General features: G+C 38.5%; 26 protein-coding genes. 2 read left to right on the forward strand and 24 right to left on the reverse strand.

Translation table 11 applies throughout. The features are described 5' to 3' along the window. Nucleotides 1–109: 109 nt before the first annotated feature. From IEY42_RS18900 to IEY42_RS18935, 8 genes are all read right to left on the reverse strand, one after another. Nucleotides 110–340: a hypothetical protein gene (locus tag IEY42_RS18900; RefSeq protein ID WP_188926841.1), complete on the reverse strand. Its 231-nt coding sequence runs from the start codon at nucleotides 338–340 to the stop codon at nucleotides 110–112. A 558-nt stretch (nucleotides 341–898) separates the two neighbouring features. Continuing rightward, nucleotides 899–1,483: a DUF2913 family protein gene (locus IEY42_RS18905; RefSeq protein ID WP_188926842.1), complete on the reverse strand. Its 585-nt coding sequence runs from the start codon at nucleotides 1,481–1,483 to the stop codon at nucleotides 899–901. A 9-nt stretch (nucleotides 1,484–1,492) separates the two neighbouring features. Then, nucleotides 1,493–2,623 (reverse strand): tyrosine-type recombinase/integrase, encoded by a 1,131-nt coding sequence (locus IEY42_RS18910; protein ID WP_188926843.1) that lies wholly within the window; start codon nucleotides 2,621–2,623, stop codon nucleotides 1,493–1,495. A 52-nt stretch (nucleotides 2,624–2,675) separates the two neighbouring features. Further along, a complete protein-coding gene (locus IEY42_RS18915; protein WP_188926844.1) occupies nucleotides 2,676–3,194 on the reverse strand; it encodes a hypothetical protein in 519 nt (172 codons plus the stop codon). Between the two features lie 560 nt (nucleotides 3,195–3,754). Beyond that, nucleotides 3,755–3,940 carry a hypothetical protein gene (locus IEY42_RS18920; protein ID WP_188926845.1) on the reverse strand — a complete coding sequence of 62 codons (186 nt, stop codon included), beginning with the start codon at nucleotides 3,938–3,940 and terminating at the stop codon, nucleotides 3,755–3,757. 22 nt (nucleotides 3,941–3,962) lie between these two features. Continuing rightward, entirely contained in the window at nucleotides 3,963–4,193 is a 231-nt protein-coding gene (locus IEY42_RS18925; RefSeq protein ID WP_188926846.1) for a DUF2375 family protein, read from the reverse strand. Nucleotides 4,194–4,585: 392 nt separating this feature from the next. Then, complete coding sequence (locus IEY42_RS18930; protein ID WP_188926847.1) at nucleotides 4,586–5,590, reverse strand: PIN domain-containing protein; 1,005 nt, start codon at nucleotides 5,588–5,590, stop codon at nucleotides 4,586–4,588. Between the two features lie 295 nt (nucleotides 5,591–5,885). Beyond that, nucleotides 5,886–7,067, reverse strand: a complete 1,182-nt coding sequence (locus tag IEY42_RS18935) for an OprD family outer membrane porin (RefSeq protein WP_229780180.1) — start codon at nucleotides 7,065–7,067, stop codon at nucleotides 5,886–5,888. A 465-nt stretch (nucleotides 7,068–7,532) separates the two neighbouring features. Between IEY42_RS18935 and IEY42_RS18940 the strand changes: the two genes are divergently transcribed. Beyond that, a complete protein-coding gene (locus tag IEY42_RS18940) occupies nucleotides 7,533–8,078 on the forward strand; it encodes a CueP family metal-binding protein (protein WP_188926849.1) in 546 nt (181 codons plus the stop codon). Nucleotides 8,079–8,263: 185 nt separating this feature from the next. Here the strand turns inward: IEY42_RS18940 and IEY42_RS18945 are convergent, their stop codons facing one another. The 16 genes from IEY42_RS18945 to IEY42_RS19020 all read right to left on the reverse strand — a co-directional run bounded on the left by IEY42_RS18945 (nucleotide 8,264) and on the right by IEY42_RS19020 (nucleotide 25,212). Further along, nucleotides 8,264–8,707: a YybH family protein gene (locus IEY42_RS18945; protein ID WP_188926862.1), complete on the reverse strand. Its 444-nt coding sequence runs from the start codon at nucleotides 8,705–8,707 to the stop codon at nucleotides 8,264–8,266. 75 nt (nucleotides 8,708–8,782) lie between these two features. After that, a complete protein-coding gene (locus IEY42_RS18950) occupies nucleotides 8,783–9,679 on the reverse strand; it encodes a CopD family protein (protein ID WP_188926850.1) in 897 nt (298 codons plus the stop codon). A gap of 14 nt (nucleotides 9,680–9,693) precedes the next feature. Then, on the reverse strand, nucleotides 9,694–10,116 hold the full coding sequence (locus tag IEY42_RS18955; RefSeq protein ID WP_182680750.1) for a copper resistance CopC family protein: 423 nt from the start codon (nucleotides 10,114–10,116) through the stop codon (nucleotides 9,694–9,696). Between the two features lie 115 nt (nucleotides 10,117–10,231). Further along, a complete protein-coding gene (locus tag IEY42_RS18960; protein ID WP_188926851.1) occupies nucleotides 10,232–10,945 on the reverse strand; it encodes a copper resistance protein B in 714 nt (237 codons plus the stop codon). 11 nt (nucleotides 10,946–10,956) lie between these two features. Beyond that, on the reverse strand, nucleotides 10,957–13,005 hold the full coding sequence (locus tag IEY42_RS18965) for a copper resistance system multicopper oxidase (RefSeq protein WP_188926852.1): 2,049 nt from the start codon (nucleotides 13,003–13,005) through the stop codon (nucleotides 10,957–10,959). Beyond that, a complete protein-coding gene (locus IEY42_RS18970) occupies nucleotides 13,002–13,517 on the reverse strand; it encodes a DUF411 domain-containing protein (protein WP_188926853.1) in 516 nt (171 codons plus the stop codon). The genes IEY42_RS18965 and IEY42_RS18970 overlap by 4 nt, the downstream gene beginning before the upstream one ends. Before the next feature lie 136 nt (nucleotides 13,518–13,653). Further along, on the reverse strand, nucleotides 13,654–14,028 hold the full coding sequence (locus IEY42_RS18975; RefSeq protein WP_229780183.1) for a hypothetical protein: 375 nt from the start codon (nucleotides 14,026–14,028) through the stop codon (nucleotides 13,654–13,656). A 193-nt stretch (nucleotides 14,029–14,221) separates the two neighbouring features. Next, nucleotides 14,222–17,350, reverse strand: a complete 3,129-nt coding sequence (locus IEY42_RS18980; protein ID WP_188926855.1) for an efflux RND transporter permease subunit — start codon at nucleotides 17,348–17,350, stop codon at nucleotides 14,222–14,224. 2 nt (nucleotides 17,351–17,352) lie between these two features. After that, complete coding sequence (locus IEY42_RS18985) at nucleotides 17,353–18,891, reverse strand: efflux RND transporter periplasmic adaptor subunit (protein WP_188926856.1); 1,539 nt, start codon at nucleotides 18,889–18,891, stop codon at nucleotides 17,353–17,355. After that, nucleotides 18,888–20,321, reverse strand: coding sequence for a TolC family protein (locus IEY42_RS18990; protein ID WP_188926857.1), 1,434 nt, complete (start codon nucleotides 20,319–20,321; stop codon nucleotides 18,888–18,890). Before IEY42_RS18990 ends, IEY42_RS18985 begins: the two co-directional genes overlap by 4 nt. 123 nt (nucleotides 20,322–20,444) lie before the next feature. Continuing rightward, entirely contained in the window at nucleotides 20,445–20,831 is a 387-nt protein-coding gene (locus tag IEY42_RS18995; protein WP_188926858.1) for a hypothetical protein, read from the reverse strand. 171 nt (nucleotides 20,832–21,002) lie between these two features. Continuing rightward, the gene (locus IEY42_RS19000; RefSeq protein ID WP_188926859.1) at nucleotides 21,003–21,368 is read right to left on the reverse strand and encodes a cation transporter; all 366 of its coding nucleotides are present in this window, start codon (nucleotides 21,366–21,368) and stop codon (nucleotides 21,003–21,005) included. Between the two features lie 211 nt (nucleotides 21,369–21,579). Beyond that, nucleotides 21,580–21,930: a cupredoxin domain-containing protein gene (locus IEY42_RS19005; protein ID WP_188926860.1), complete on the reverse strand. Its 351-nt coding sequence runs from the start codon at nucleotides 21,928–21,930 to the stop codon at nucleotides 21,580–21,582. Between the two features lie 10 nt (nucleotides 21,931–21,940). Continuing rightward, nucleotides 21,941–24,187, reverse strand: a complete 2,247-nt coding sequence (locus IEY42_RS19010; protein ID WP_188926863.1) for a heavy metal translocating P-type ATPase — start codon at nucleotides 24,185–24,187, stop codon at nucleotides 21,941–21,943. Beyond that, entirely contained in the window at nucleotides 24,187–24,657 is a 471-nt protein-coding gene (locus tag IEY42_RS19015) for a MerR family transcriptional regulator (protein ID WP_160056747.1), read from the reverse strand. Before IEY42_RS19015 ends, IEY42_RS19010 begins: the two co-directional genes overlap by 1 nt. A 120-nt stretch (nucleotides 24,658–24,777) precedes the next feature. After that, a complete protein-coding gene (locus IEY42_RS19020) occupies nucleotides 24,778–25,212 on the reverse strand; it encodes a DUF2057 family protein (protein ID WP_160056745.1) in 435 nt (144 codons plus the stop codon). 818 nt (nucleotides 25,213–26,030) lie between these two features. Between IEY42_RS19020 and IEY42_RS19025 the strand changes: the two genes are divergently transcribed. Continuing rightward, nucleotides 26,031–26,381: a hypothetical protein gene (locus IEY42_RS19025; protein ID WP_188926861.1), complete on the forward strand. Its 351-nt coding sequence runs from the start codon at nucleotides 26,031–26,033 to the stop codon at nucleotides 26,379–26,381. Nucleotides 26,382–26,537: the final 156 nt, after the last annotated feature.

A 26,537-nucleotide genomic window follows, 5' to 3' on the forward strand; every position in this document is an offset into this window, starting at 1 on the left:
CGGATATCGACAGCCTGTTACCCTGGAATTTCAAAAAGTAGGTGTAGTTGCCTAGACGCTTACCCTATACGTAGCCCTAAAAAACACTATTCTCTTTAGAAGAAGTGACTTAAAACTTACCAAAGCGAGTCATTACTGACAATAAGAACTCTGTTTGAGCCCGAGAACACGGAAAGATGCCGGTTGTTGTCATGGAGTAAAACTCACCTTTAAAGTAAACGTAAGATTGCCTTATACAAGTTGAGGCATCTGGTTGAGTATTATTGGTAGCAATATAAATATCGAATAATTGATTCGAATACACTAATTTAATAGACGTAATCATCGGTTCTGAAGTCATGAGAAATTGTCCTTATATTTATATGTTCATCTTAAAACATAAACACTACAGTTAGAGTCGGTTCAAGTGTCATTTGGGACACTTTAATAGATATTTCTACCGCACAGTGACCCTTTTTGGATAGAGTGCTTGAGATTAAACGATAAAGGTCAGACAGATTAAAGCATGCTGATAGCAAAGGTTACCGTTGTCTCTCTCGCGTTCGGCCAAGTGCGGGATAATTAATGAAGTACTTTTCTTAATTAAATTGGTTGCCAGGCTTTAAGGGGAGACTCCGACATTGATAAAATCCGATATAGTGGTTAAGGAAGACACCTGGCAATGCTATCTTTATACCCTATACGGTTTTGAAAGGTTATATCTGATTGAATCCTACCCAATAAAACTATTTCGTATATTTTCGAAAAATTTGACCTTATGCTGTGTACAAAATTGTTGTTACTGAAGTAAAATAAAAATGAACTCACTATGAAGTTGTTTAAACAATTTTTCATAGCGTGTCCTCCAACTGAGGGAGGGGTCCCTTGGGGAAAAAAGCCGGCTTTTGCTGGTTTTTTTTCATCTAGAATATTCATTAACCGGTATAACACTTAATTTGGCATGAGTATCGAACCTTTCTGAGACCGAAATGTTAAAACGCTCATCTTGCTGAATCTTTGATAAGATTGTATTTAGGTCATAATCAGCATCAAGATAAACGAACAAATTGATTGGTTTAATATAGTGTCCATCCTTATCTAACTTAGTAAAAGTCTCATCTTCTAACAAATAAATGTTACCAGGCTCTGCAACGGTACGTTTAGTGGCTACCTGTATCATTAGCCCCGTCCAAACATGAATATTGCCCAAAAAATCAAAAAGTAAGGCTTCTGCATCACCTTTTCCTTTATATTTCAGCATGTTTTCGAGCAATTTATGTAACTCAGACTCAAGGGATATAGTAGGCTTCACGAGTGCCAATCTCTTTAACTCTCGTTTAATTGGCTTATATTTTGAAATCTTTACTTTGGGTTTAATAAATTTTTTTATTATTTGAGTACGTTTATCTATCGGTGTAAACCTATCATTGTTACTAACCTCTAAGTACATGTTTAAAAGCGCATTTTCACAGACTTCTTTTAAGGTGTCGTAATACTGCGTCATTCCACTCTCCTACTTTTTATCTGATCTGAATTTTGCCATTGCGCCATCTTCCGCAAGAATGTCTCGACCATATCGGTAAACCATTGCCGGCGTACTCCAACGGCCAGACACTTGAACTTCCAAAGGTGAATATCCTGCAGCTAGCAAATCTTGACAAGCACCTACACGAGCTGAATGGCCACTCCAAGGAACGCACCCTCTAACAAGACCCGGTGAGTATTCCAACACAACACTAAAAGCATGCTGAAAAATGTTATCGATCGCCACCCCTGATAATGGATTGTTTTGAACGCCTATTTTGTTCGATTTGTGGACTTTCCTGAAAATTAAACCGGTTCGCTTAATCCTCGCTAACGTCACATAATTATCAATCATATCCAAACATCGTAGACTTAAAATAACTTTATCTGGTTCACCTGTATGACGCGACTTGGTGATAGGCACCAACAAAATTCCTCTACCATCACGGGTAAAACTTATCTGTTCAAAGGTCGCTCTAGCAAGCTCTGATTCACGGAGCATAGATTCATAAGACATTGTTAATAATGCTAAATCTCTTAATTCGATTAGCTTCTTACTTTGTGAAAACACTTGGGTTAAGACTTCTAAGTGAGACTCATTAAATGCTGATGCCTGGGTCGTAAACTCACCATCCGTCAGCTTGCTACTTTCAATATTTTTAAACATTTTTTTGATTGTTAATGATTCAGTAGGCGACGGTAACCCTGCGGCTAAATGCATGGTTTGAACAGCCCAAGAGTAGACTTTTAATGTATTAAGCTTTACTCGTGTTGAATGTTCAAGGATGTACTTTTTAAAGTGAATAACAGAACACGGAATCGGTGTAATTGAGTGTTTTTCGGACCATTTGCAGAATTGGTACCAATTATTATTCAAAGACTTAAATGTATTAGCTTTCATGTCTTTTGAAGATAATTCAAAGTCATGCAGTAACATTGAGATTAATTCGGAAATGCGCTCGAACGGAGCTGAATCGATGTCTCTTTCGAGCAGTTCACGCAACTCTTTTTGCATTAAAGACCTATCATCAAGCAGTAGGTCATTGACTTTCTTAGGCTTAATGTCACTTTCAGTATTCGTTGCCACAGAATATCTTTGGTTTTTAATTAAAGATGTCATACTTACCCCGTTTCAATAGCGACTCAAACCATTCAGCGTCATGGAAAAACATTTAATTTTGTTGTTTTTTCAATTTAAACTGCTCTTCCTTGTCATACTGGATCAGGAAATCAATGACATCATCAAACTTCTTCAAACCTTCACGCACCATAATTGCTTTAATTTGGTCGGTAAGATCGGCAGATAATTCAAAACGATACTTCTTTTCACGTTTTTTTAACTGACTGATTTCTTTACGGATCCATCGCCAACCGGCATCAGAAAAGATAAGCTGTAAATCCTGGTTTAATGAATCCATTTCATGATGATGGACATCATTCTCTGGTAAAGATGATATATTACGTATAGCTCGGCTCACTGAAAGCCAGATTTTATCTGCATAGTCCATATGCTTTCTAAAATTAGGTTTGTAGCGTTCTGGTTGTATTGAGCCATTGGAAAACCGAATATGTTTACTTAATAGGTTTGATGCTAATTTAGCTTCATCTATACTAAGAAGGCGCATTCTTTTCCCCTTTGGATCGCCGTAGTCATATTGCCATTGTGGGGGCACATATTTTTGAGTTGGCATATTTGGTCCTTTACACCCAAAATTTCTTAATTTTCAAATTTTCACCAATCAGGTGAGTTATCAAGAAAAACACACAGATTAGTAATATGGGTACACCATAGTACTAAATGAGATTAAAGTAAACCCTAACTTTGCATAATTACAGTTATGCAAAGTTAGAGGTAAAAAACGAAAACTATGCCTTTGGGTTTTATGGTACACCCATTTTTCTCATTCGAGAGGATCTGCTAACCAAAATGTGGAATTCGGACTGGTTTACACAACATTGAAATGACTGAAGGTAAATGATGTGAGGTTTAAAAAAATTTAAACAAGTTGTAATCCTTTAACCTGTTTAATCAATTAGCAATACTCCATGTGATTGCGTCAGTATTTTTACTATTATGCATTTTATTTTATTTGAAGTGATTGTATAGGGAATGGCATCAACCAGTTATAACAATCCTCAAGTATTTTGTTTTGACTCATTGGACCATGAGATAAGGAGTCCGTCATTAGCCGGTGTGCATTCATCGCTCGATTAAGCACTGACGTGTTAGCGTACTTGTACTTTGAAAAATTTAAAATTCAGATAATTCTACATACATACCTTCATAAACGGGTTTTGTGATCCCTTTTCGCCTTAACACTTCGTCAAACGTAATAACTTCTAGATTGAATGCATATTCGATTGCTACACATTCAACCTGCGCAACAATCTCTTCTATAAACGATACCTTCTTATGCATTGATAACTTCGGGCTCATAAACATCTCTTTTTTCTACACTTTAAGCGACCTTAGATATGTCGCCCGAATTTTCGACTCGAGAACCTAACGTATTAAGGACTTTCACTTGGCCATCAAGCACAGCAATAATTATTTTATTCTCTTTTACACTTTCAGGGATAATAACCCTGCCACCTGAGCCGGCTTCACAACCGTGTAGAACTTCGCACTTTAGATCCAACACTTCATTTTGGTCATAATAAAGAATCGTTATAACGGGTAAATCTTTCATTTTTACATTTCCTGGTTACTTGAACTGATAATTTTGAGAGGCCATAATATCGTTAAAATGTTGAACTTCTCAGCGTTTCAGGTGCTATTTGGGACACCTTAAATATTTACTTTATTTTTGTGATGAACATCAAGTTTATATAAAACAACATAAATTCAGACACTTACAAGTAAAGCGTGTTGGATAGCAAATGCTACTCATTGTATTTCTGAGTGATTTATAGCCAAAGTCTTTTGTGTAGTGACAATAGTGTCCCCGTAAGTGCAATAGTTTGATCCGTTTCAAACTCACTTCTGGACAAAAACGATTTAGGGGATTGTCCTAAATCATTTCTATCAGATTAGAAAAAGTATTTTGAAACCTTAAATACTTTGTTAACTCTGCAGCCTAACTTAAGTGTCTAACATATCCCACTCATCACCTAGCATCCAACGTAATGCAGATAGCTTTCCATTAATCATTCCCCACTCGAAGTCTGACCAAGGACCTGTATCCTCGTACCTATCTTCGACTTTTTGAGCTGCTCTTATTGCTCCATCGAGGATATGCTCGTGGATCACATCATTTCCATAGCATTCAGTACCTTCTGGAACTACCTCAATTTCTCCATGCTCTATTTTCCACATTCGGTTCTGATGACGGTTATACCAAACTTTGTCTACTAACTCGTCCATTACATCAAGGATTTCACGTAAACCTCTTGTCTCCTCGGTATAGTCATACTCAAACTTAAGACCTGCTAAAATATCTTCGTTGATCGAATTTATTGCTGATATCAGATTGTTGAAGTAACAGACGTTTTCTTCACTAAATATTCTGTCAAAGTCTGCATGAGGCTTTCTATGATCTTTGGCGGAAAAGTCATTGTGATTATGAGTGATAAAATAACTGCTATCAGTTGATTCTATACCCAGTGAAAACTCATGAAATTGCTCAATAATTACAGCGTCAGCTACAGAATTTTTACTGATATGGAATGGAGCTTTTTTATCTAAACCTCTTTGAACTGCTGCAATTTTTGAACGCTCACTAATACCAATTCGTTCCGCCGACTTTATTAGCTTTTCTACTCTGTTAATTGTGGTGTAGTTCGCATCGGTCAGGAGAGGAAGTCGAGCATTAATATCAATTAATACCTCAATAGTTTGCTCCTGATTCTCGCCTGCAAACTCTCTTACAACATCTTTAACTTGTTTGAACTCTTGAGAAAGTCGTCTTGCTGTCTTATTTGCAACATCTTCTTTATTTCTTTCGTACTCTTCAGCTACTAGATCTGTTACAACCAATTTTGCCATGCCTGCTGCAACCAGTTCCTCCAATGCTGAAACTAAAGGAAGATCTTGCTTTTTCGTTGAAATATCGAGAAGCACACAAGTATCAAGAAATAAATAAAACATAATACCTCAAATATGATGAATTTCCGCTGTTAAAGTATCTTGTTACACTGCAAGATCACTGATCTCAATGTCGCCATAAATATTGTGTTTTGCAACGCGCAATTTCAAGTGAGACAAGTTTTCATTTTTCCTTACCAGCTCACGTAGATATTGATAAATTATCAAATATCAAGTTTTTCAACTTTAATCATCTAGAAGTATTTTTCATGTAAAATTGTAAACCCAAGCACATTAACACGACCTGAATTTACAATTACAACATAATTATTAGGGAATTAACATTTGTCATAAACATTTACAATCTGTAAGTGAATTTCGTTCTTAAATCTGTAGCATCTTTTTGATTATTTTCATAATCCAATATTGAAAAATCAACTGATACACCGCAGTTAGCTAGTTTACCATCAAATTGATATGCAAGGTTAACCGTCCATTCATTTAAATCTTTTCCAACTATGGGATTGTCAAAAGATGTATAAAATAATTTACCTTTAACATTAGAGATAGTAGAACCTAATCCCAGTTGATACGAATTTGTGCCCGCTTCAAATGCAGCAACACCCGCAGTTTTAGTAGTGGCAGTAAACTGATAATAAGCTCCTTGACCTATGCCTCTAAAAACTCTATTTTCTCCTTCATTTCCTCCAGCTAATGTATAACCAGCGAAAAAATCTACTCCCCCCTGGCTAAAACCTACTTTAAAGCCCAAAAGATCATTATCAACTAGTTCATTTTTATCCCACTTAGTTTTGTAGTACTGCACCGCAATATAACTGTTAAAGTTAGTTGGCAATGTATATTCTACATCCGCATAGAGAGCTTGGACTTCATTTATTACATTTGCGTACTGTGAGTTAATTTTAACTTTTTTAGCTATCCGTTTATTAACTTGTGCGAAAAAGACGCCATCATTGCCTATTTTATAAAAGTCGCCAGGGGAACCAGAACCATTATAATCAAAATCAACAAATTCATTATCAACATAAAATGATTTATCTGTTCGAGTCTGATATTTAGTCACATAACCAATCGAAATATCAGTATCCTCAAAATGACTTGAAGACACCTGATACATTTCAAAAGACTCTTTTATTAATCTTGAACCTGAGTTAGCGATCAAGGGTGATGAAAAGTGTTGCCTACCTCCAGAAAACACCGTATCACCAAACTGATACCTCAAAAAAGCTTCTGATAATACAAGACCTTGTGCGTTTATACTGCCCGCAGTTCTATCCGCATCATCATTGATATTACTAACGTATGATCCCTGTACCTCTCCTCCCAATTTAAACCCATTAAACTCTGATGTATTAAAAGTAACATTACCACCATTCACCCAAATCGAGCTATTCTCTGCATTTGAATCGTCAAAATTTTGTTCGAAATAGTACGATTTCGCTGTACCTCCAACATTACCATTGTGTATCCATTCAGAAAAACTCTCAATATCATCATTAGAGAGTGCATTATTACTCATTGCTAATAGCACCAAAACATATTTATTATATTTAAACATACAAACCTTATTAACGTTAAGTTACAAACAAGAAACTATATTAAGTAAAACTAAAACCAAAGACAAACAAATAAATTACAAACCCAATCAATAATACAAACTAGAGCATTTTTAACAGTGATCTATTTCACAGCAAAAAAATATCAAACCGACATAAATAACAATTTAAATAAGACATAGGTTTAAAACCCAAGTTAAAAAATTAGGTAGAAGAATTAAATAAAGACGCAAGTTTAAAACCTGAGTTAAAAACCTAGGAGAATAGAGCGTTAAAGCATATATTTAAAAAGCAAACGACCAAAAATATCAGGCCGATATCAATAATGTTAATTAGATCAACATATATAAAACCACAAACGTTACAATAAAAATAAGCGAGGCACGTTAAATATAAATATTTATACACTATATATGGAAACTCAGACCATGATTAAAAAACACATTCTATTAGCACTTATAGTTGCATTTTCAAGTCAATCATATGCTACAACGATAGATTCTGAATCATTCAAAAGGTTAGATTACAAAAGTGCTGTCACGACAGCTCATACACTATACAAAAATAATGATGGGATAATGATAAAAGTTCTACCCAACAAAATAGTTGCAACTTTCGCAGATGGAAAAAGTAGTTCTGTAGCTATACCAAAAGATCAATTCTTTCTTTCAATAGCTCCTTACATTAATAGTTCTCACCCATGTACCAATCATGTTTTAACAGGTTGTACCGGTGAGATAAAAAATCAAACAATGAAAGTTGTCATGATTGATACTGACACAGGTGAAACATTAATAGACAAAAAAATGACGACACAAAGTGATGGATTTATAGACTTTTGGGTTCCAAAAGATAGCAATTTAGCATTTAATATTTACTATGAACCAAAAGACGGAAGCAAAAGAGTGGCGAGAGAAGTATTGTCTACTTTCAATAACGATAGAACTTGCATTACAACTATGAAACTTATTTAAAGTTAATATTTAAATATGGCTTGTAAAAGGACTGGAATTATTCCGGTCTTTTTTATATAAAAAATGGAAATCCTTTTCCATAAAATATCATGCATTAACATGACCTGAGTCTTTGTGGTTTTCTTGGGAGCACCTACAAAGGAACTCAAGATAATCCTTTATCTGGTTGATGAAATTGTTATTAATTACGACCAGTGCACGTGGGTTATTTTCCAACTACCATCCACTTGTTTAATTAACACAAGCGTTTCCATGGCCATTGAGTCAATACTTTTACCTTTATATTCACCTTGGGCGTGACTTATTGACGTTGAAATTGCAATGTCACCTGTAATCGTTATTTGGTGTTCTTTTGGCGTTATGGTTAACCCTTTTAGGTAGGCCATATCCGCAAGCATGTGATGATTGGCATAATCCGTAAGTGAACGTTCTACTTTTCCACCTTCATAAATTTGCACATTGGCTGCTAATGACTGCCTAACAATAGCCTCATTGCCCGTTTGTAATGCAGCATGAAATTGTTTGACGACATTACCCGCGGCGGAATCAACACCGATAAACGCTTTTTGTTCTATAGGGTGAGTTTCATCACCATGGGCGAAGCTCAATGAGCTTTGTCCTGCGGACATCAGTAATATCCCGGTGGTTATGAGTATTGTTAAAGGTCTATTTTTCATTTTTATCTCTCTGTTAATCTATAGTGATTATCCAAGGCTCATAGGACCTAGCACGCTCGAAAGTACCGCTGTTGTCGCTAATATCAGTACTGCTATTAATGCCTCTAATCCAATCGATTTTTGTAGTTTTTGTTTTGCGAGTGATGGGTTCGCAATCGTTAATTTCGGTACTAAAACCAATTTATGCCATGCTGCTATAAACAAAATGATAGCCACCAAACAGAGCTTGATGGTGACCGCAATACCATAATCGGAACTGATTAATTCAGTGGGACTATCAAACAACATCCACACCATTCCCATGCCTGAAAGCAACACTAGAATGACAATCACTATGCCTAAACGACCAAATGTATCCATGACATTTTTTATGACGATGTTGTCATCGGTGCTGCATAATTTCCATAATGGATAAAAAGCGCCTATCCAGCTGCCAATGATCAACACGTGTATCAATATTAAGCCTTGAGCAAGCAATCCCAGTTCAGTGCTATGGCCAATAAAAGTAAACGTGACAGCAATTAACAGACAGCTGAGAATCGCTAATACCGCAGAAAACGTTTTGATATAACGGTTCTTATGTAACAGTAAACCACTAACCACTAGCATTATCCCAAAACCGATTAAGCGCCAAAGCACCGTTTGCCCTACCTGGGTTGGCCAAAGAAAAGCATGCATCTGCGCATCAAATATTCCCATCAAGCCACTTTCAGCAAAAGCCCCTACTTGAGCAAAATAGTTGATACTGACGGCAATCAACCCCAAAACGGCACCTACGAAGGTATATTTTGCAACGTTAATACCAAGGTTCGGTTGACCCTTAATGAGATATTGCATCAATGTGCCGCCAATAACGGCGGCAACACTCAGATAGATAACCCATTTAGATATCAACACCGATATTTCAAATACGGTTAATATCATGTTTACTCATCCACTTATTGATGTGCAGTGTGCTCGCTAGTCTCATGCTCCATTGTCATAGGCGGTGCACTGCGAGTGTTCATGCCAGAGTCGTGAAGCATAAAGCTCATGTTGCCTTTCATCTTATGACCGTCGTCACCCATGATCATCCAGTTAACTGTGTAATTAGCTGCGTTTAATGCTGGTAGAGCGAATGAAAATGCTGCTTGGCTGGTCGCACTTGAAGGTAATGTTAGCGGTACGCTTTGCTGCTTCTCATCTTGCATTGTTAATTTGACCAAACGTACCGGAGCCGTAAAGGTCAGTTCAAGCGTTGTTGGGGCTTGACTTAGCATCGCACCGTTAGCGGGCATAGAACTGCCCAGTCCGACATGAGCAAATGCTGAAGCACTCAGGAATAGACTTGTTACGACTAAAACGTTGTTAAATAATTTCATGATATTTCCTTTTATATTGTTTTTAACGATCGAAAAACGGTTTACATAAATGATTAAATATTGGCTTAGCTAACATCTTGGCGCCAAGCTTATAACTCAGTGTACGAACGAGGTCTTAGAACCAAGCTCTAAAACCAATAACAAACTGGGTTTCTTGTGTTTCTTCCCCTTCATTTCGGGCGTAATCGGCGGTATTACCGAGCTTCTGACGCCAATCCACACCGATATAGGGTGCGAACTCTCGAACAATCTCGTATCTCAATCGCAGCCCTGCACTGACGTCAGATAAGCCTGAGCCTATTCCAAGTTCAGCATCGTCCTTACCAAATAAATTAACTTCTACTTCAGGTGTGAGTATCAACTTTTGAGTGATTAACAGTTCATATTCCGCACTCAACCGCATAGCCGTACGGCCTTGTTCACCGATGAATAAGGCCGCGTCAATATCAAAAAAATATGGCGCTAACCCTTGAACCCCAATCACAGCCCAATTACGGTTCGGCGTCGGTTTGATATCGGTTTTAATACCGAATTGTACATCCCAGTATGGTGCGATGGGCTTACTGTAAAGAGCCTGAATTTCAAGGTCTTGCTTATCACTATTTGAATATTCACCTTCGGTTTTAAGCCACAACTTATTCAAATCGTAACCTAACCAGGCTTGTGCACTAAACTGGGTGGGATCTTGCGGATCCACGCCTTTTTCAAATTGATCCAGCATGACTTTTGTTAATAGAGGATCATCATTACCGCCGGCAAACACAGCTGAGCTAGTCAATGAGGCGCTCAGGCTCAACAGTCCCAAGGCCACTAAATTCGTTTTATTCATCTGTATTCCCCTTATTTCACCACGACTTTTCTGAACATGCCTGGCATGTGGAATAACAAGTGGCAATGATATGCCCATTGCCCTTTTGCATCGGCGGTGACTAAGTAACTGATCTTAGAGCCCGGCTGAACTAATACCGTGTGCTTTCGGGGAATAAAATCAGCATCGCCTGTCTCTAACTCACTCCACATACCATGCAAATGCATAGGGTGAGTCATCATCGTGTCGTTCACTAAGGTGATCCGCAGTCTTTCACCGTATTCAAACTCTAATGGCGCGGCGTCCATAAACTTCACCCCATTTACAGACCACATATATCGGTTCATATTGCCGGTTAAATGCAGTTGAATTTCGCGGCTGGGTTGGCGCGTGTCGTAGGTAGGATGTAAGCCTTTAATATCGCCATAAGTTAATACTTTGCGATTAAATTGTTGTTGATGGTCACGCAATCCAATACCAGGATCGTGTAAACCACTTTTTGGGGCATCGGCACGCATATCCACTTGTGGGCCGAACTCGGTGTCAATGTGTTTAATTTCATTGTTACTGCCAAAGCCTGCAAGCCCTAATCCTGAGACTGTCGCTTTAGCAGTCCCCATGGCCATTTTGCTGTGATCCATGCCTGACATATCACCGTCGCCCATAGCCATCTTGCTGTGATCCATGCCAGGCATATCACCGCCGCCCATAGCCATTTTGCTATGATCCATGCCAGGCATATCACCGCCGCCCATAGCCATCTTGCTGTGGTCCATGCTTGGCATATCACCGCCACCCATGTTCATTTTGCTATGTTCCATGCCTGACATATCACCTGCGCCCATGTCCATTTTGCTATGATCCATACCGCTCATATCCATACCACTCATGTCCATACCACTCATGTCCATACCACTCATGTCCATGCCCATATCACTGTGGCTAAGGACTGGCCTTGGATCCATTGGTGGAATAAGAGCATGTAAACTGGCATCTGAAGTAAGGTTACCTACCGTAAAGCCGGTGCGGTCAATACTTTGAGCGAAAATACAGTAAGCATTATCAACCTCTGGCTCAATAACCACATCATAGGTTTCAGCAACACCGATTCGAAATTCATCCACAGAAACCGGTTGAATGTTCTGACCATCACTGGCGACAACACTCATCTTTAGGCCCGGTATACGCACATCAAATATGGTCATAGCAGAACTATTTATAAAGCGTAAGCGCACCTTCTCACCTTGTTCAAACAACCCTTGCCAGCCCTGTTGCGGAGGATTGCCATTCATTAAATAGGTGTAAGTTGAACCAGTAACATCAGATATGTCGCTGTCACTCATGCGCGCGTTATTCCACATCGAACGAGCGTTCCACGTATTGGCTAAGCCATTTTTATTCACGTCAGAGAAAAAATCCATTACCGTACGCTCACGGTAATTATAGTAATCGGCTTGTTTCTTTAATTTGGCATAAATGTTTTCAGGGGCTTCGTCAGACCAATCAGACAGCATGATCACATAGTCACGGTCATATATGACCGGATCGGGGGTCGCAGGATCAATCACAATAGCACCGAATAAACCGGTTTGTTCTTGATAGCCTGAATGACTGTGATACCAATATGTGCCACTTTGTTGGACGGTAAATTGATACTCAAATGTTTCACCGGGTTTAATGCCATCAAAGCTAAAGCCAGGCACACCGTCCATTTCGGTGGGTAAAATAATACCGTGCCAGTGAATAGAGCTATCTTGGTCGAGGTTATTTTTTACTCTTAAGGTGACTGTTTCACCTTCTTTCCAGCGCAATAACGGCGCGGGCAGCAATTGGTTGACCACAGTGGCTCGAGCAGATTTCCCGGTAAAATTAACCATTTTATAGTCAATTGATAAGTCGAACACTTTGCCAGAAAGCTGGCTCAACGATTGGCTTAATGCATTGGCAAAAGCATTTTTAGGGAAAGGGGTCGACATCAATGCCAACATGGCTGATGCACCAAACACAAACCTGCGTCGGCTGTTGTTGAGTTCACTGTTTGTCGTTTGAGTCATGGGCTTTATCATGTATTGCGATTTCATTGCACAGACTCCTCAAGCGAGTTCACTTGGGCGTATACCTGGCTACTGCCATCATTTTTCAACAGTAAGACTTGGTATGGCATAAATTTATCTTGGTACTCCATACCAGGGCTGCCCACAGGCATAGCGGGTACGGTTAAGCCGATAGCATCTTTAGGGGGGGTGGCTAAAAAACGACTAATGAATTTTGCAGGGATATGCCCTTCAAACACATAACCTTGAGATGACACTGCGGTATGGCAAGATTGCATTGAAGCAGGAATACCCTTTGACTGTTTAAACTCATAAAGGTTGTTAATATTGTGGGCATCAACATTAAATCCACGCTCACTAATATGAGTAAGCCATTTTTCACAACAGCCACAATTGGCATCTTTATAAACAGTGAGTAATGGCGCCGTAGTGCCGGGCTCCGCTGCATGGGCAGGTAACATCCCTCCCATAATTTGCAGAATAAAAATAGTACCTATTACACGAAAAAAACGAATAGCATTGCGATATAGAGCAGACATAATATTGCCTCCAAATCAAATTTCGTCACATTAAACAACGCGGTTTAATGTCAGTTTATTAACCAAAAGGTAAAAAAATTGAAACTACATGATTGGCTAGGACAGTTAGCAAAAAAAAGGCGTAACTGTGCCTATGTTAGGCAAATATTGGAGGACGGTATAAAGATGAAAAATACTGAGGCATTAGTGCTGAGGTAAACATTGTTGCAGAATTAACTAAGCTGACTTCTGATTTAAGCGTTGGCATGGCCATCGTTAAAGCGACTGATAAACATGAGCCGACAGGACAATGGCACGCTTGGGCGCAGCAACTATCATCCGCACCATCGTTCATATCCATGTTCATATTCATTTGCATACTAGCGTCATGACATGCTTTGCCATTTTCAGCAGGCATATTTGAAGTCGTCATTGAATTCATTGGCATAGTACCAGGCATAATCACAGACGCAAAAGTTTGACCGACAAACGTCAGTAAAACAAACATCATGATTAAGTGGATTCTACGCAAAATATATCTCCAATGATTATCAAATAATAGTAGTGAAAAATACTGCATTTAGCAATGAAAATTTATTTGAAAAACATAATTAAATGAAAATAAAAATAACATTTTAAAATAAAAAATATGATAAAAATCAATCTAATATAAAATAACGATGCATTTTTTTATCTGCATCGTTATCCTAATCAACTAAATATTATCATTCCTCATGTATCAATTTAGTACGACGCCATAAAAAGAATACAACGGGGACAATTAATAGTGTCAGTATGATTGCACTAACCATTCCGCCGACCATTGGCGCAGCAATCCTACTCATCACCTCGGAACCGGTTCCAGTACCATAAAGGATAGGCAATAATCCAGCTATGATTGCTGCTGCCGTCATCATTACAGGACGTACGCGCATACCTGCACCTTGAATAACAGATTGAGTCAACTTTAGTTCATCAAATTTTTCTAGCTGCTGTGAACTATGATCAATCGCTTCTCTATAGGCTTGGTTTAAATAAACAAGCATAATGACGCCGATTTCGACAGCGACACCCGCCAATGCAATAAAACCGACTCCTACTGCAACTGAAAAATTGAAACCTTGTAAATACATTAACCAAATACTGCCCACCATGGCAAAAGGCAATGTCCCCACAATAATTCCAACTTCAACAACATTGCGGAAATTCATGAACAATAAAATAATGATAATAAATAAAGTAAATGGTACTACGTAAGTAAGCTTTGCTTTAGCTCTTTCCATATACTCATATTGACCAGCCCAAGTAATAGAGTAACCGGCGGGTAATATCAATTTATCATCCACAACTTTTTGTGCTATATCAACATAACTACCAATATCAACATCCTCAATATCAATGTAAGCCCAACCATTAAGGCGAGCATTTTCACTTTTGATACCCGGAGGTCCATTTTCAATAATAACGTCCGCAACGTCACCCAAAGAAATTCTCAAACCTTGCGGAGTCACTATAGGCAATAAAGCTAATGCTTCAGGTGAATTACGATAATCCTGAGGATAGCGTAGGTTAATGGGGTATCGCTCTAACCCTTCAACGGTTTGTGAAATACTCATACCACCAATCGCTGTGGCCACAACCTGTTGAACATCCGCTATATTCAAACCATATCGAGCAGCATTCTCACGCTGGATATCAACTTTAATATAACGTCCGCCTGCAACTCTTTCAGCATAAACTGACGAAGTCCCCTTAACATCTTTAAGGATTTCTTCTAATTGTTTACCAATTTTTTCAATTTCCTTGAGATTAGGTCCAGCAATTTTAATGCCTACAGGTGTTTTGATCCCTGTCGCCAACATATCTATTCGGGTTTTAATTGGCATTACCCATGCGTTAGTCACACCTGGTAACTTAACTAATGAGTCTAGTTCTTGTTTTAAACTCTCTGTAGTCAGGCCTTCTCTCCACTCGCTTTTGGGCTTAAGTTGAATAAACGTCTCCACCATTGTCAGAGGTGCAGGATCCGTTGCGGACTCTGCTCGACCAACCTTACCAAATACGGTTTTAACTTCGGGCACAGTGTAAATTAACTTATCCATTTGTTGCACTAATTGGCGTGCTTTACCAATAGAAATACCAGGGTAAGTTGTCGGCATGTACATTAAATCACCTTCATCTAATGGAGGCATAAATTCACTACCAATTTTATTTAGTGGCCACACACCAATTAACAACACAAATAATGCAAATAGCAGCGTCATCTTCGGAAAAGCCAGTACTTTTCTCAAAACAGGCACATATACTGCTGTTAAAAGTCGATTAACCGGGTTTTTGTGCTCAGGAAGTACTTTTCCGCGAATAAAGTAACCCATTAACACTGGAACTAATGTTATAGCTAACGCTGATGACACAGCCATTGCGTAAGTTTTAGTAAACGCAAGCGGTGAAAACATCCTTCCCTCCTGTGCTTCGAGGGTAAATACCGGTAAAAAACTAACAGTAATAATCAGTAAACTAAAAAATAAAGCAGGGCCAACTTCGCTGGCAGACCGAGCTACAACCTGCCAACGGTTTTCTGGCGTCAATGGCGTTCGTTCCATATGTTTATGCATATTTTCAATCATGACAATGGCGCCATCGACCATGGCACCAATTGCAATTGCAATACCGCCTAAAGACATGATATTGGCATTCAAACCCTGCAAGTGCATAATAATAAATGCCGTTAAAATACCAACTGGAAGGCTAACAATCGCCACAAGTGATGATCTTACATGCGCCAAAAAAACCATACAGACTAAAGCAACAACTAAAAATTCCTCTAGCAGTTTAAACCCTAAGTTTGATACGGCTCTCTCAATTAAGCCACTGCGGTCATAAACCGTCACAACTTCCACGCCCTCAGGAAGGCCCTTTTTTAATGTCTCTAATTTAGCTTTAACGCCATCAATTGTCTTTTGGGCATTTTCACCAAATCGCATCACAATAATGCCACCGACCGTCTCACCTTCACCGTTTAGATCAACGACGCCACGTCGCATTTGCGGTCCAGTCCCGATATCCGCAACATCTTTTAGCAGTAATGGGGTGCCATTATTGTTCACGCCTAATGGGATATTGCCGATATCCTCTTTATTCTCAAGATATCCTGTAGCACGAACCATATATTCAGCTTCTGAGATTTCGACAACAGAGGCACCAATTTCTTGATTACCACGGTTAATCGCCATTTGAATAGCATTTAAAGGTATACCAAAGGCACGCAACTTATCAGGGTCAACCTTAATCTGATACTGTTTAACCATCCCCCCTAGAGCACTCACTTCAGAAACCCCTGGGACAGTTTGTAATTCATACTTTAAAAACCAGTCCTGTAGACTGCGTAACTCACTAATATCGTGTTTACCGGTTCTATCTACGAGTGCATATAAATATACCCAGCCCACACCTGTTGCGTCAGGTCCTAATTGAGGCTTTGCATTATCAGGTAACGTTGAAACGACTTGGCTAAGATATTCCAACACACGACTACGAGCCCAATATAAATCGGTTTCTTCATCAAAGATGACATAGACATATGAATCACCAAAAAAAGAGAATCCCCTGACCGTTACCGCACCAGGCACAGACAGCATAGCCGTAGTTAAAGGGTAAGTGACTTGATCTTCAACTACTTGTGGGGCTTGACCTGGATAACTTGTTTTAATAATTACCTGAACATCAGATAAATCAGGCAAAGCATCAATAGGGGTATTTTTAAGTGAAAATAAACCCGCGCCGACGAGAATTGCACTGGCGAGCAAAACAAAAAATCTGTTTGCTACAGACCATCGTATTATTGATTCAATCATGGTTATTCTCCCATCTCCATTCCTGAATGATCTGCTTGATGTGTTGTATTAGATACATCATCAGTAGCTTTGGGATTGTGTATATTTACCACTTTGACCAAGCCGTCTGATGTTTTTTCTAATTCAATATGAAGCACAGCACCAACGGTAAATACAGAGAAATCCACACTGTCATCAACAATAAAGTCCATGGTCATTTGTGGCCATTCCCATTCACTGACAGCTTGATGGTCCACATTAATCATTCGATGTGCAGCCATTAAGCTATTTACTTTTGCTTCTACCCAAGCAGTTTCTGGAGTGATGGCTTGAATATTTTCTTGCTCATCGTCAGGTGCTCTCATACGTTTAAGGTCAGAGGTTTTATTTGATTCAGAATCCAATAGGAATTGTGCTGACGAGACAACAACATCTCCGTCATACAGGCCTGATTTTATTTGAATTTTATCATCATCGAATCGTCCTAACGTTACTGCTACAGATTTATATTTACCTTCACCGAGGGCAAGTACTACTCGGTCTGAGTTTCCTGTTCTAATCACTGCTTCCCTTGGTAGCAGTAATACATCCTCATCACTTCGTGTTTTTATCGACACTTGTGCAAACATATTCGGTTTTAATGCAGCATTGGTATTATCGAAGCGCAATCTCACTTTTAGCGTTCTTGTTTTACTATCTAATGCGGGGTAGACATAATCGACTTTTCCTTGCCAAGATTGACCAGGTAAATAATCTAATTTCATTTCAACTTCTTGCCCAACTTTAACCATGTTTGCTTGACGTTCAAAAACTTCAGCTTCAACCCATACTTGTGTTAATGAACCAATTGAAAACATTGTCATACCCGGTTTTACAAACGAGCCCTCCCTTACATTCAAATTATCAATAACACCACTTTGATCAGCATAAAACGTAATATTTTGTTTGACTATTCTATTTTTTCGTAGCGCTTTAATCTCCTCGCTTGGTATTAATAATGCTTTCAACCGAGCTTCAGAAGCTGTAATCAAACGCTGATCATTTCGATTTAAAGCTAATAACATTTCTTCTTGTGCATTAACTAAAGCAGGAGAATAAATCGAATATATAGGTTGCCCTTTAATAACCGGATCACCTGAAGCTTTTACATAAAGTTCTTCAATCCATCCTTCGACTCTTGGATTAATATGAATAAGTTGATCTTGATCATATTGAACATATCCAACTGTTTTAATGCTTGTTTGTAGTGTGCCAAACGTTGCTACGGATGTCCGCATACCAAGTTTATTAATCACTGCAGGTGATATTTTAACGGCACCAGGTCCAAAATCTGTCGAATCGGTGCCATCTTCGTATACAGGTATAAGATCCATACCCATTGGTGATTTCCCTGGTTTATCACTACGATAATTAGGATTCATAGGTGCGACCCAATATGATGGCTTAGCTTTTGCGCTGTCCTCTGAAGCTATTTCATTCTTCGGTGTATATAAGATTGATGCACTAATACCAGTAAGAATACCGATAACTAATATGCTGATCATTTTTAAATTGTTGTTCATTTTACTTCTCCATCAACATAAGATTTATGTGAGATGCTAACTGGACCCACATTGGGGGTAAAAAAATAGTTCAATTGAACTTTAAGTTTCTGTAAATCAACGTTAATAGCCAAAGCATCTAATTGAGTATTCAATTGAGCAATGAGGGAGCGAACGACTTCAGCGAAATCTCCCTTATCATTCGTGTAAGCCGTTAGTGACGCATCTGCTTGATCTTGCATTTGAGGTAATAAAAAATCGTTATAGAGTTTCTGACGTTGTTCCAATTTAAGAAATTGCGCTTTCGCAGTACCGTATGACGCCATCATGTTTCGAAGCAGTAACCACTTTTCTGTTTTAATTGACTCTGACTGAGAAATAGCGGCTTGAACTTGCTTATCTTGCTTTGAAGAAGTAAATATTGGTAAATCAAAACTCACACCTATTGACAACAAATCATCGCGAGAATTACCCATAGGATCATCGCCTCGATAACTATATCCAGCGTTTAGCCCCCATTCAGGCTTATATAATTGCTTTGTTAACTCTACACCTTTCCGGCTTGATTCAATTCTTTGTTCCAAAGCTAATAGAAGTGGATGGTCAGAAAATGCTTCATATAAAGATTGTTGATAATTTGGGCTTTTTTCCTCATCTAGATATAAATTAGAATTAATTAGCTTAATTTGAGGAAGTGTATTTGGGACGGTAAACGTCGAAAATGACAACTCATAGTCTTGTTCATACTCTCTTCTATACTCACCAACGAATGCCTTACCAACCCATTCAGATAATTTCTGCTTAAGCATATTTTCTTCCTGAGCTAAGACGGTCAGCTTATCTTCGAGACGGGTCACCTCTAACTGAGCACGAATGATGTCCTGCTGATTAGATTTACCAAGAGCAGATGAATATCCTGCTTTTGCGACATCAGATAATTGTTCGAATAAGTTCCGATTACGCTCAATCAGTGCAATACTCTCTTGCGTTTTATATATATCAAACCAAATTTGAGCGGTGGTGACACTTAACTTAGCTCGTCTATCTTGTCTTAAAAATGGGTATTGCTCCGCCGTTAACTCAAGTTGCTGTTGGCGTAAACTTAAGCTATCCCCTCGCGGAAACATTTGAGTGACACCAATTTTCAATTGAGTCATTGCTTCTTGTCCAAAATCAAAAGTGTTTATGGACAAATTCGCTAAACCAACACTGATTTTTGGATCTGGTAAGGTTCCTGCCGCTATGCTTTCAGATTTAATAGCATCTTGTTGAAATTGATTACTGACTAACCAGGGATCGTTCGACTGAGAGAGATAAACGGCTTCTTCCAGTGATAATGTCTGTACTGGTTCTGCCGCATATACCGCAGCGCTAATACCAATAAAGGACATCACTACGATTAGAATATATTGAGTGTAAATTTCACCCAATTTCTTGTAAATTAAAGACATAAAGCCTCCAAATTAGTTACCAATGCTCGAATTGAATTCGAAAAAAGGTAATATCTTGTTAATTTATTTTAAAAAAGATAAATGAACAGGAAGACGATCAAAAATTGATCAAGCCTTTCCTATCTAACAAGAAAATATTGGAGGACGATATAAAGAAGAGTTATATTGCGGAGTTGTATTTTGAGTCAAACCAGATATAAAACTACTCAAACTTGAGATGGTTACTGATTGGACAATTTTCATTTCAAGGGCAATTGAAAAGCAAGTACCTATCGGACAATCACATTGATTATCACAACAATCAGGAATGTCAGCGGTAGATGTTTTAACGGCATCAACATCTGATGTTAATTGGTGATGGCAAGCGTTAGTCGCAGCGGTATTCACTGGATTTGATTTACTTAACATTGAATTCATATCAGAGGGGCATGGCAAAATCACAGACGCAAAAGCTTGACTGACAAATGTCATCAAGATAAGCATCACTGTGATAATTCGCATACGACTCAAGATAAAACTCCAATATAATTAGTTGTATTAATTTTAACTCTACTTGCCTAAATAATCCTAGTTAACTGTAGTGTTTTTTCACTTTAAACCACTGATACTTGACATAGATCACACTTCAAAAGCTCTAACTAAAAGATAGTCAGTAACGATAAAAATTAACATCTAATTGTCTTAACTTATCTTGGATCCTGGTGGGGGTTTGTGGCAACTATGTGGTTGATGATTTGCATTATCTTTGATGTTTTGATCCACAAATTGATAGTAATTTACCTTTACATTGGTCCACCAATCATTATGAGTATCAGCACCATGCTTTCTGATAACTTCCTCAATATTTTCTAAATTGATATGACTGACATCATAGGTAAGATAAATAACTTCCGATTTTTCATTATAAGTCACGTCATCTATGCCAAACAATTTGACTATATCAGCCTTTAATGTTTCTAAATTTTGATTATCAACTCCAGTTAATCTTAGGTTTCTGACAACTAAAGTCGCTTCTTTAACGCCCGGTCTATGTTCACAATCACTCATAATCTCTCTCTTAACCATTAACTCATCATTTTTCTGAAGTTTTAGATAAAAAGTAATTAATATAAAATGGCCAATTTTCTAACCTAGACCGTAAACAGCTTAGGTTAGAATCAAGATATTGATGGCAAAGTTAAAAATGCTCATTTTAATACTGCTATTATATTCATCACTGATACCAAAATATTGAAAAGTACGCATAGATATCTAGTGTTTACTCAACAATCAATACACCCTTGTACATTTGCATCTGGCAATGAAATGGATACTCACCTTTCTCCAGTGCCGGTAAGGCTATCGTCGTCGTTTTCTCCAGCGCTAAATCTTGGCTAATCTCCAAGTCGGGTAGCAAGACAGTGGCTGAACATCCGGATTTATCTTGGCGTAAAAAGGTTATCTCTGTTGGTGTATTAGCCGAAATTTTAATTCGTGCTGGCGTATACACACCGTCTTTAACCAGTATCAATGTACTAGCGTCAACACTAGAATCGTTTGCCGGTTTATATAGCCAAAACCACCAAATGATAAAACCGATTAATGCGATACACAGTAAATTAATTAACATATTATGCCTCCTAGTGTTCCTTGGCTTTAAACAAACGTAAACGGTTAGCGTTACTCACTACGGTAAGTGATGAAAAGGCCATCGCAGCGCCAGCAATCACTGGATTTAGCAAAATACCAAAAACAGGAAAAAGCACACCTGCTGCTAAGGGAATACCCGCGACGTTGTATATAAACGCGCCAAACAAGTTTTGTTTAATGTTGCGCAGCGTTGCTTTACTAATGGCTATCGCATCGGCTAAGCCATGAAGTGATCCGCGCATTAAGGTCACATCAGCGCTTTCTATCGCCACATCAGTGCCTGTTCCAATAGCAAAGCCAACATCGGCTAACGCTAATGCGGGGGCGTCATTAATCCCATCGCCAGTCATGCCAACCACTTCATTTTGTTGCTGAAGTTCAGCTACTTTATTGGCTTTATCTTCTGGCATGACTTCTGCGAAAAAATCATCAATACCAACTTTTTTAGCCACTGCTGCGGCGGTCGCTTTATTGTCCCCGGTTAACATAATCACTTTGATGCCATTGAGTTTCAGTCTCGCAATCGCTTCAATTGAATCAGGCTTTATCGGATCTGATACCGCAATAATAGCCAGTAATTGCCCTGCAAGCGCTAAATACATTGGTGTTTTAGCATTTTCAGCTAACACTTGAGCCTTAGCTTCGTGAAGGCCAATATCAATGTGTTTATCTAACATCAGTTTTAAATTACCAAATAGTAATGTCTGGCCATCCACTTCAGCTTCTACACCTTTACCTGAAATGGCATTGAAGTGCTCAGTGTAAATGGCTTCTATACCTCTATCATTCGCACTTTCTACAATAGCTTGCGCGAGTGGATGTTCGGAGTGACTTTCGATTCCAGCAGACAAGGCAAGTACCTGCTCTTCACTGTCGGCATTAACCAAAATAATATCGGTAACTTGCGGTTTACCTTCAGTAATGGTGCCGGTTTTATCTATTATCATGGCGGTTATTTTAGACGCGGTTTGCAATGCTTCACCGTTACGAATAAGCACCCCCGATTCAGCTGCCTTACCAACGCCAACCATCACTGACATTGGCGTTGCGAGACCTAGCGCACAAGGACAAGCAATAATTAATATTGTTGTTGCAGACACGATGGCAAATACACTTGACGGCTCAGGGCCAAAATTAAACCACACCATGGCACTGACTATAGCGATGATCATAATAGCGGGCACAAAGTAAGCGGCTATGACATCTGCTAAACGCCCAATCGGCGGCTTAGAGTTTTGCGCCCGTTTGACCATACTAATAATGCGAGCCAGTGCGGTATCCTTACCTACACGAGTGGCTTTAAATATGATTGAGCCTGATTTATTCAAGGTGCCAGTGACCACATCGTCACCTATCACTTTTTCAACAGGCATTGGCTCACCGGTCAACATTGATTCATCAATGGTGCTGTTACCCTCAAAAACCACCCCATCGACTGGAATTTTTTCGCCAGGGCGAACTTTTACATGATCATTAAGTAATACATGAGCAATATCGATGTCGAGGTCTTTCCCATCACGGATAACCCGAGCAGTTTTAGCTTGCAAACCAATGAGACGCTTAATCGCTTCAGAGGTTTTACCGCGCGCTTTAACTTCTAGTGCTAAACCAAGATTAATTAAACCAATAATCATTGCGGTCGCTTCAAAGTAAACATGTCTTGCCATCTCGGGGAACAATTGTGGAAATGAAACAATCAACATCGAGTAAACCCAAGCAGTACCGGTACCTAAGGCAATGAGGGTGTCCATATTGGCATTATGGTTTAAAAATGATTTCCAAGCGCCGATATAAAAATGCCTACCTGATATAAGCATAATTGCCAGAGTCACCACACCGACCAGTCCCCACACAGTTTGCTCTAATAGGGTTGATACCGTCATTTCGCCAATAAACAGTCCATAAATCATCAACGGGATACCGACGGACAAGGCGATAATGGTATGGCGTAATAAACTTTTATAATGTTGTAAATCAGCCTGTTCTTTCTCGTTCATGGCATCTTCTGCCGACTCAGCCTGTATTTGAGTGGCATTATAACCAGCGCTTTCTACTGCTTTTATAATCAACTCGGCAGATGCGTTACCCGAAACAAGTACTGTTCTGTCGGCAAAGTTCATTTCGGCCGAATCAACGCCTTGCACGCTGTTAATCGCTTTTTCAATTTTGCCAACACAACTCGCGCAACCTGCGCCGAGAATATTGAGTTGTATTGTAGTATGGCCTGTTTTAGTCATCACTTAATCTCCATTGAAGCTTTATCAACATAATGGGGAACTCCTAATTCTTCTGAAACTATATCCTCTTGATTTGTATTCTCTATTAAATGGCAAATCATGTTTCCTGTGGGTATGTTGTCAGGCATTTGAGACCAATCTTGTATCGCCTTAGAAAGCTTACTTCTTAATTGCACCATTTCGTTGAACTGTTGCTCAGTTTCAAGCAGCTTTACTTTAATTAATTCGCGTACAAGTTGACATGCACTATCCCCAAGATCAGTCTTAGAAAAAATAACTTTAATATCTTCGACAGAAAATCCTAAATTTCGAGCACTCAAAATAAATTGCATCCTCACCATATCTTTATGGTTGAATGTTTTATAACCATTATTGGGAGATTTGCTTGGATTGAGTAATCCAATTCGAGTATAAAAACGCACAGTATCAGCGGATACACCCAATTTATTAGCGAGTTGAGCCACTTTCATACAACCTCCAAACCATCATAAATAACTACGATAGTTCAACTATAACTCTGTGTGTAACACACAGCTCAAGAAGTATATTAGGTATTGATAGGGCGCTATGATAGCGCCCTATTAATCCAATTAATGATTCATCATTTTACTGTGTTGTTTCATAATGATAGACATTAACTCTGCATGGTTAACCAGCTTAACTGATTCGCCTTTTAAGCTAGCCGTGTCTATTGTGATCTGAGGGGAGTCGATAAATTTGCGAGCAGATTTTGTAGTGAAAATATCCTTAGCTCTAACCTGAATATCTTCGTTCTTAGTTAAATTCAAACTCCAATATAATGCATCAGATTTTACAAAATTAGTGTCATCTGCTCCCGTTGAGTAAACATCATAAAACTGAAGTTCAAGCAAATGCTGACCAGGTTCAATGTCAATCTGTCCCTTATTTGCCACAGACTGGCCATCAACGGAAGTAAAAATAAGATAATCAGGTAATGTAATAGTAGCAGCCATTGAAACTGTGCTAGCTAAAGATAAAAGTGTAATTGCGATAAATTTTTTCATAAGAAACTCCAGAAGCTTTATGATGCTCATAAGTAAACGAGCAACAAAAATCTTTATAAATTAATAGTAAGTGATTAATTAAAATAAAGAATTAAGCAATTGGAGGGGGATTTTGACTTCCAAGCGAAGCCGGAGTTGATATCCATAAAGTCGAGTCAACTTTAGAACTTGTGAATAGATTGTTAATTAAATTTGAGCCCGATAACAAAACAAATGCATTAGCGACTACATGGCAATGGCTAATACAGTGGCTTGAATCTTCGGCACAACAGTTATCGTCATCACAATCATTGTCCATCATAACTGAATGTGACATAGAGTTAGATTGCATACTTGATTCAGACATATCGCTAGACATAGCATTACTTGGCACTAATAACTGTGTTATTAATGTCAATATAACTGCTAAATTTAGCAAAATCTTAATCATGCTATTATACTCAATTTAATCATATGGACTACGTTAGCAAATTTTAGAATCAAATTCCATGATGTAAGTCACAATCCTAGGTCTATTAAACTATTCAATGAATCCTTACTTGACATAACACTGGTGAGATGCAGACCTGGGCGGGATATGTGCTCTGTACTATTTAGATATACCCAAGGGATGTTGCAGAGAGCACAGGACTCAGGGCCACCGAGAGAATAGTGTTAACAATGCTTATGGAAATAACTGTTATGATGTTAAGCAATAAAGAAAGCTGCTTTAGTAAAACGTAGAATGGGCAAAGAAGTACTTAATTATTAAACCTACTGTTTGGATTAACCCTGGTGTTGTCACAATATATGGCTCTAGCATAGATGCTGACGCTCATATGCATCATGCAATACAAGTGATATGGCCCTTCAGTGATTCGCTTTGTAATTTGAATGGAAGAAAGATAACAGGTGTAACGGTAATCGATTCAAAAGTTGATCATCAACTGGAAATGGTTGAAGGTTGGGTGTTACTTATTGAACCGAAAAGTAATTTGGGACGGGAGTTGGTTACTAAATTAATGGGTCAACCATTTAAGTCATTTAGAACAACTTTTTCAGAATCAGGTAATAAACCGTCTCAAACAGACGATTTTATTAAATTTTTAACACCTGTATTTGACGAATTAAAACTTACAAAACAGTTCTTAGTTGTTAATAAAAGCATAGTGGAAGATAGACGCATTTAACAATTGTTAATTGAATTAGACCAGTGTCTATATGGCGATTGTATCAAACCTACTAATTGGCGAGCTTCTGAAGTCGCTAACCAATTAGCTTTATTGTAACCCTCCCTTAAAATCAGAATGTTTTAAATAGAGTTTTCCATTTACACTAAACCAAAT

Source organism: Shewanella algicola (genome assembly GCF_014648035.1).
Lineage (GTDB): Bacteria > Pseudomonadota > Gammaproteobacteria > Enterobacterales > Shewanellaceae > Shewanella > Shewanella algicola.

What these genes read in the sequence shown, in the direction of transcription:
- IEY42_RS18980 (WP_188926855.1), bottom strand. Translation starts at nt 17,350, where the DNA reads ATGATTGAATCAATAATACGATGGTCTGTAGCAAACAGATTTTTTGTT.
- IEY42_RS18915 (WP_188926844.1), bottom strand. Translation starts at nt 3,194, where the DNA reads ATGCCAACTCAAAAATATGTGCCCCCACAATGGCAATATGACTACGGC.
- IEY42_RS19010 (WP_188926863.1), bottom strand. Translation starts at nt 24,187, where the DNA reads ATGACTAAAACAGGCCATACTACAATACAACTCAATATTCTCGGCGCA.
- IEY42_RS18955 (WP_182680750.1), bottom strand. Translation starts at nt 10,116, where the DNA reads ATGAAATTATTTAACAACGTTTTAGTCGTAACAAGTCTATTCCTGAGT.
- IEY42_RS18970 (WP_188926853.1), bottom strand. Translation starts at nt 13,517, where the DNA reads ATGTCTGCTCTATATCGCAATGCTATTCGTTTTTTTCGTGTAATAGGT.
- IEY42_RS18960 (WP_188926851.1), bottom strand. Translation starts at nt 10,945, where the DNA reads ATGAATAAAACGAATTTAGTGGCCTTGGGACTGTTGAGCCTGAGCGCC.
- IEY42_RS18950 (WP_188926850.1), bottom strand. Translation starts at nt 9,679, where the DNA reads ATGATATTAACCGTATTTGAAATATCGGTGTTGATATCTAAATGGGTT.
- IEY42_RS18920 (WP_188926845.1), bottom strand. Translation starts at nt 3,940, where the DNA reads ATGAGCCCGAAGTTATCAATGCATAAGAAGGTATCGTTTATAGAAGAG.
- IEY42_RS18905 (WP_188926842.1), bottom strand. Translation starts at nt 1,483, where the DNA reads ATGACGCAGTATTACGACACCTTAAAAGAAGTCTGTGAAAATGCGCTT.
- IEY42_RS18945 (WP_188926862.1), bottom strand. Translation starts at nt 8,707, where the DNA reads ATGTCCGCAGGACAAAGCTCATTGAGCTTCGCCCATGGTGATGAAACT.
- IEY42_RS18990 (WP_188926857.1), bottom strand. Translation starts at nt 20,321, where the DNA reads ATGTCTTTAATTTACAAGAAATTGGGTGAAATTTACACTCAATATATT.
- IEY42_RS19025 (WP_188926861.1), top strand. Translation starts at nt 26,031, where the DNA reads ATGCATCATGCAATACAAGTGATATGGCCCTTCAGTGATTCGCTTTGT.
- IEY42_RS18930 (WP_188926847.1), bottom strand. Translation starts at nt 5,590, where the DNA reads ATGTTTTATTTATTTCTTGATACTTGTGTGCTTCTCGATATTTCAACG.
- IEY42_RS18985 (WP_188926856.1), bottom strand. Translation starts at nt 18,891, where the DNA reads ATGAACAACAATTTAAAAATGATCAGCATATTAGTTATCGGTATTCTT.
- IEY42_RS19015 (WP_160056747.1), bottom strand. Translation starts at nt 24,657, where the DNA reads ATGAAAGTGGCTCAACTCGCTAATAAATTGGGTGTATCCGCTGATACT.
- IEY42_RS18910 (WP_188926843.1), bottom strand. Translation starts at nt 2,623, where the DNA reads ATGACATCTTTAATTAAAAACCAAAGATATTCTGTGGCAACGAATACT.
- IEY42_RS19005 (WP_188926860.1), bottom strand. Translation starts at nt 21,930, where the DNA reads ATGTTAATTAATTTACTGTGTATCGCATTAATCGGTTTTATCATTTGG.
- IEY42_RS18935 (WP_229780180.1), bottom strand. Translation starts at nt 7,067, where the DNA reads ATGAGTAATAATGCACTCTCTAATGATGATATTGAGAGTTTTTCTGAA.
- IEY42_RS18940 (WP_188926849.1), top strand. Translation starts at nt 7,533, where the DNA reads ATGATTAAAAAACACATTCTATTAGCACTTATAGTTGCATTTTCAAGT.
- IEY42_RS18925 (WP_188926846.1), bottom strand. Translation starts at nt 4,193, where the DNA reads ATGAAAGATTTACCCGTTATAACGATTCTTTATTATGACCAAAATGAA.
- IEY42_RS18900 (WP_188926841.1), bottom strand. Translation starts at nt 340, where the DNA reads ATGACTTCAGAACCGATGATTACGTCTATTAAATTAGTGTATTCGAAT.
- IEY42_RS19020 (WP_160056745.1), bottom strand. Translation starts at nt 25,212, where the DNA reads ATGAAAAAATTTATCGCAATTACACTTTTATCTTTAGCTAGCACAGTT.
- IEY42_RS18965 (WP_188926852.1), bottom strand. Translation starts at nt 13,005, where the DNA reads ATGAAATCGCAATACATGATAAAGCCCATGACTCAAACGACAAACAGT.
- IEY42_RS19000 (WP_188926859.1), bottom strand. Translation starts at nt 21,368, where the DNA reads ATGAGTGATTGTGAACATAGACCGGGCGTTAAAGAAGCGACTTTAGTT.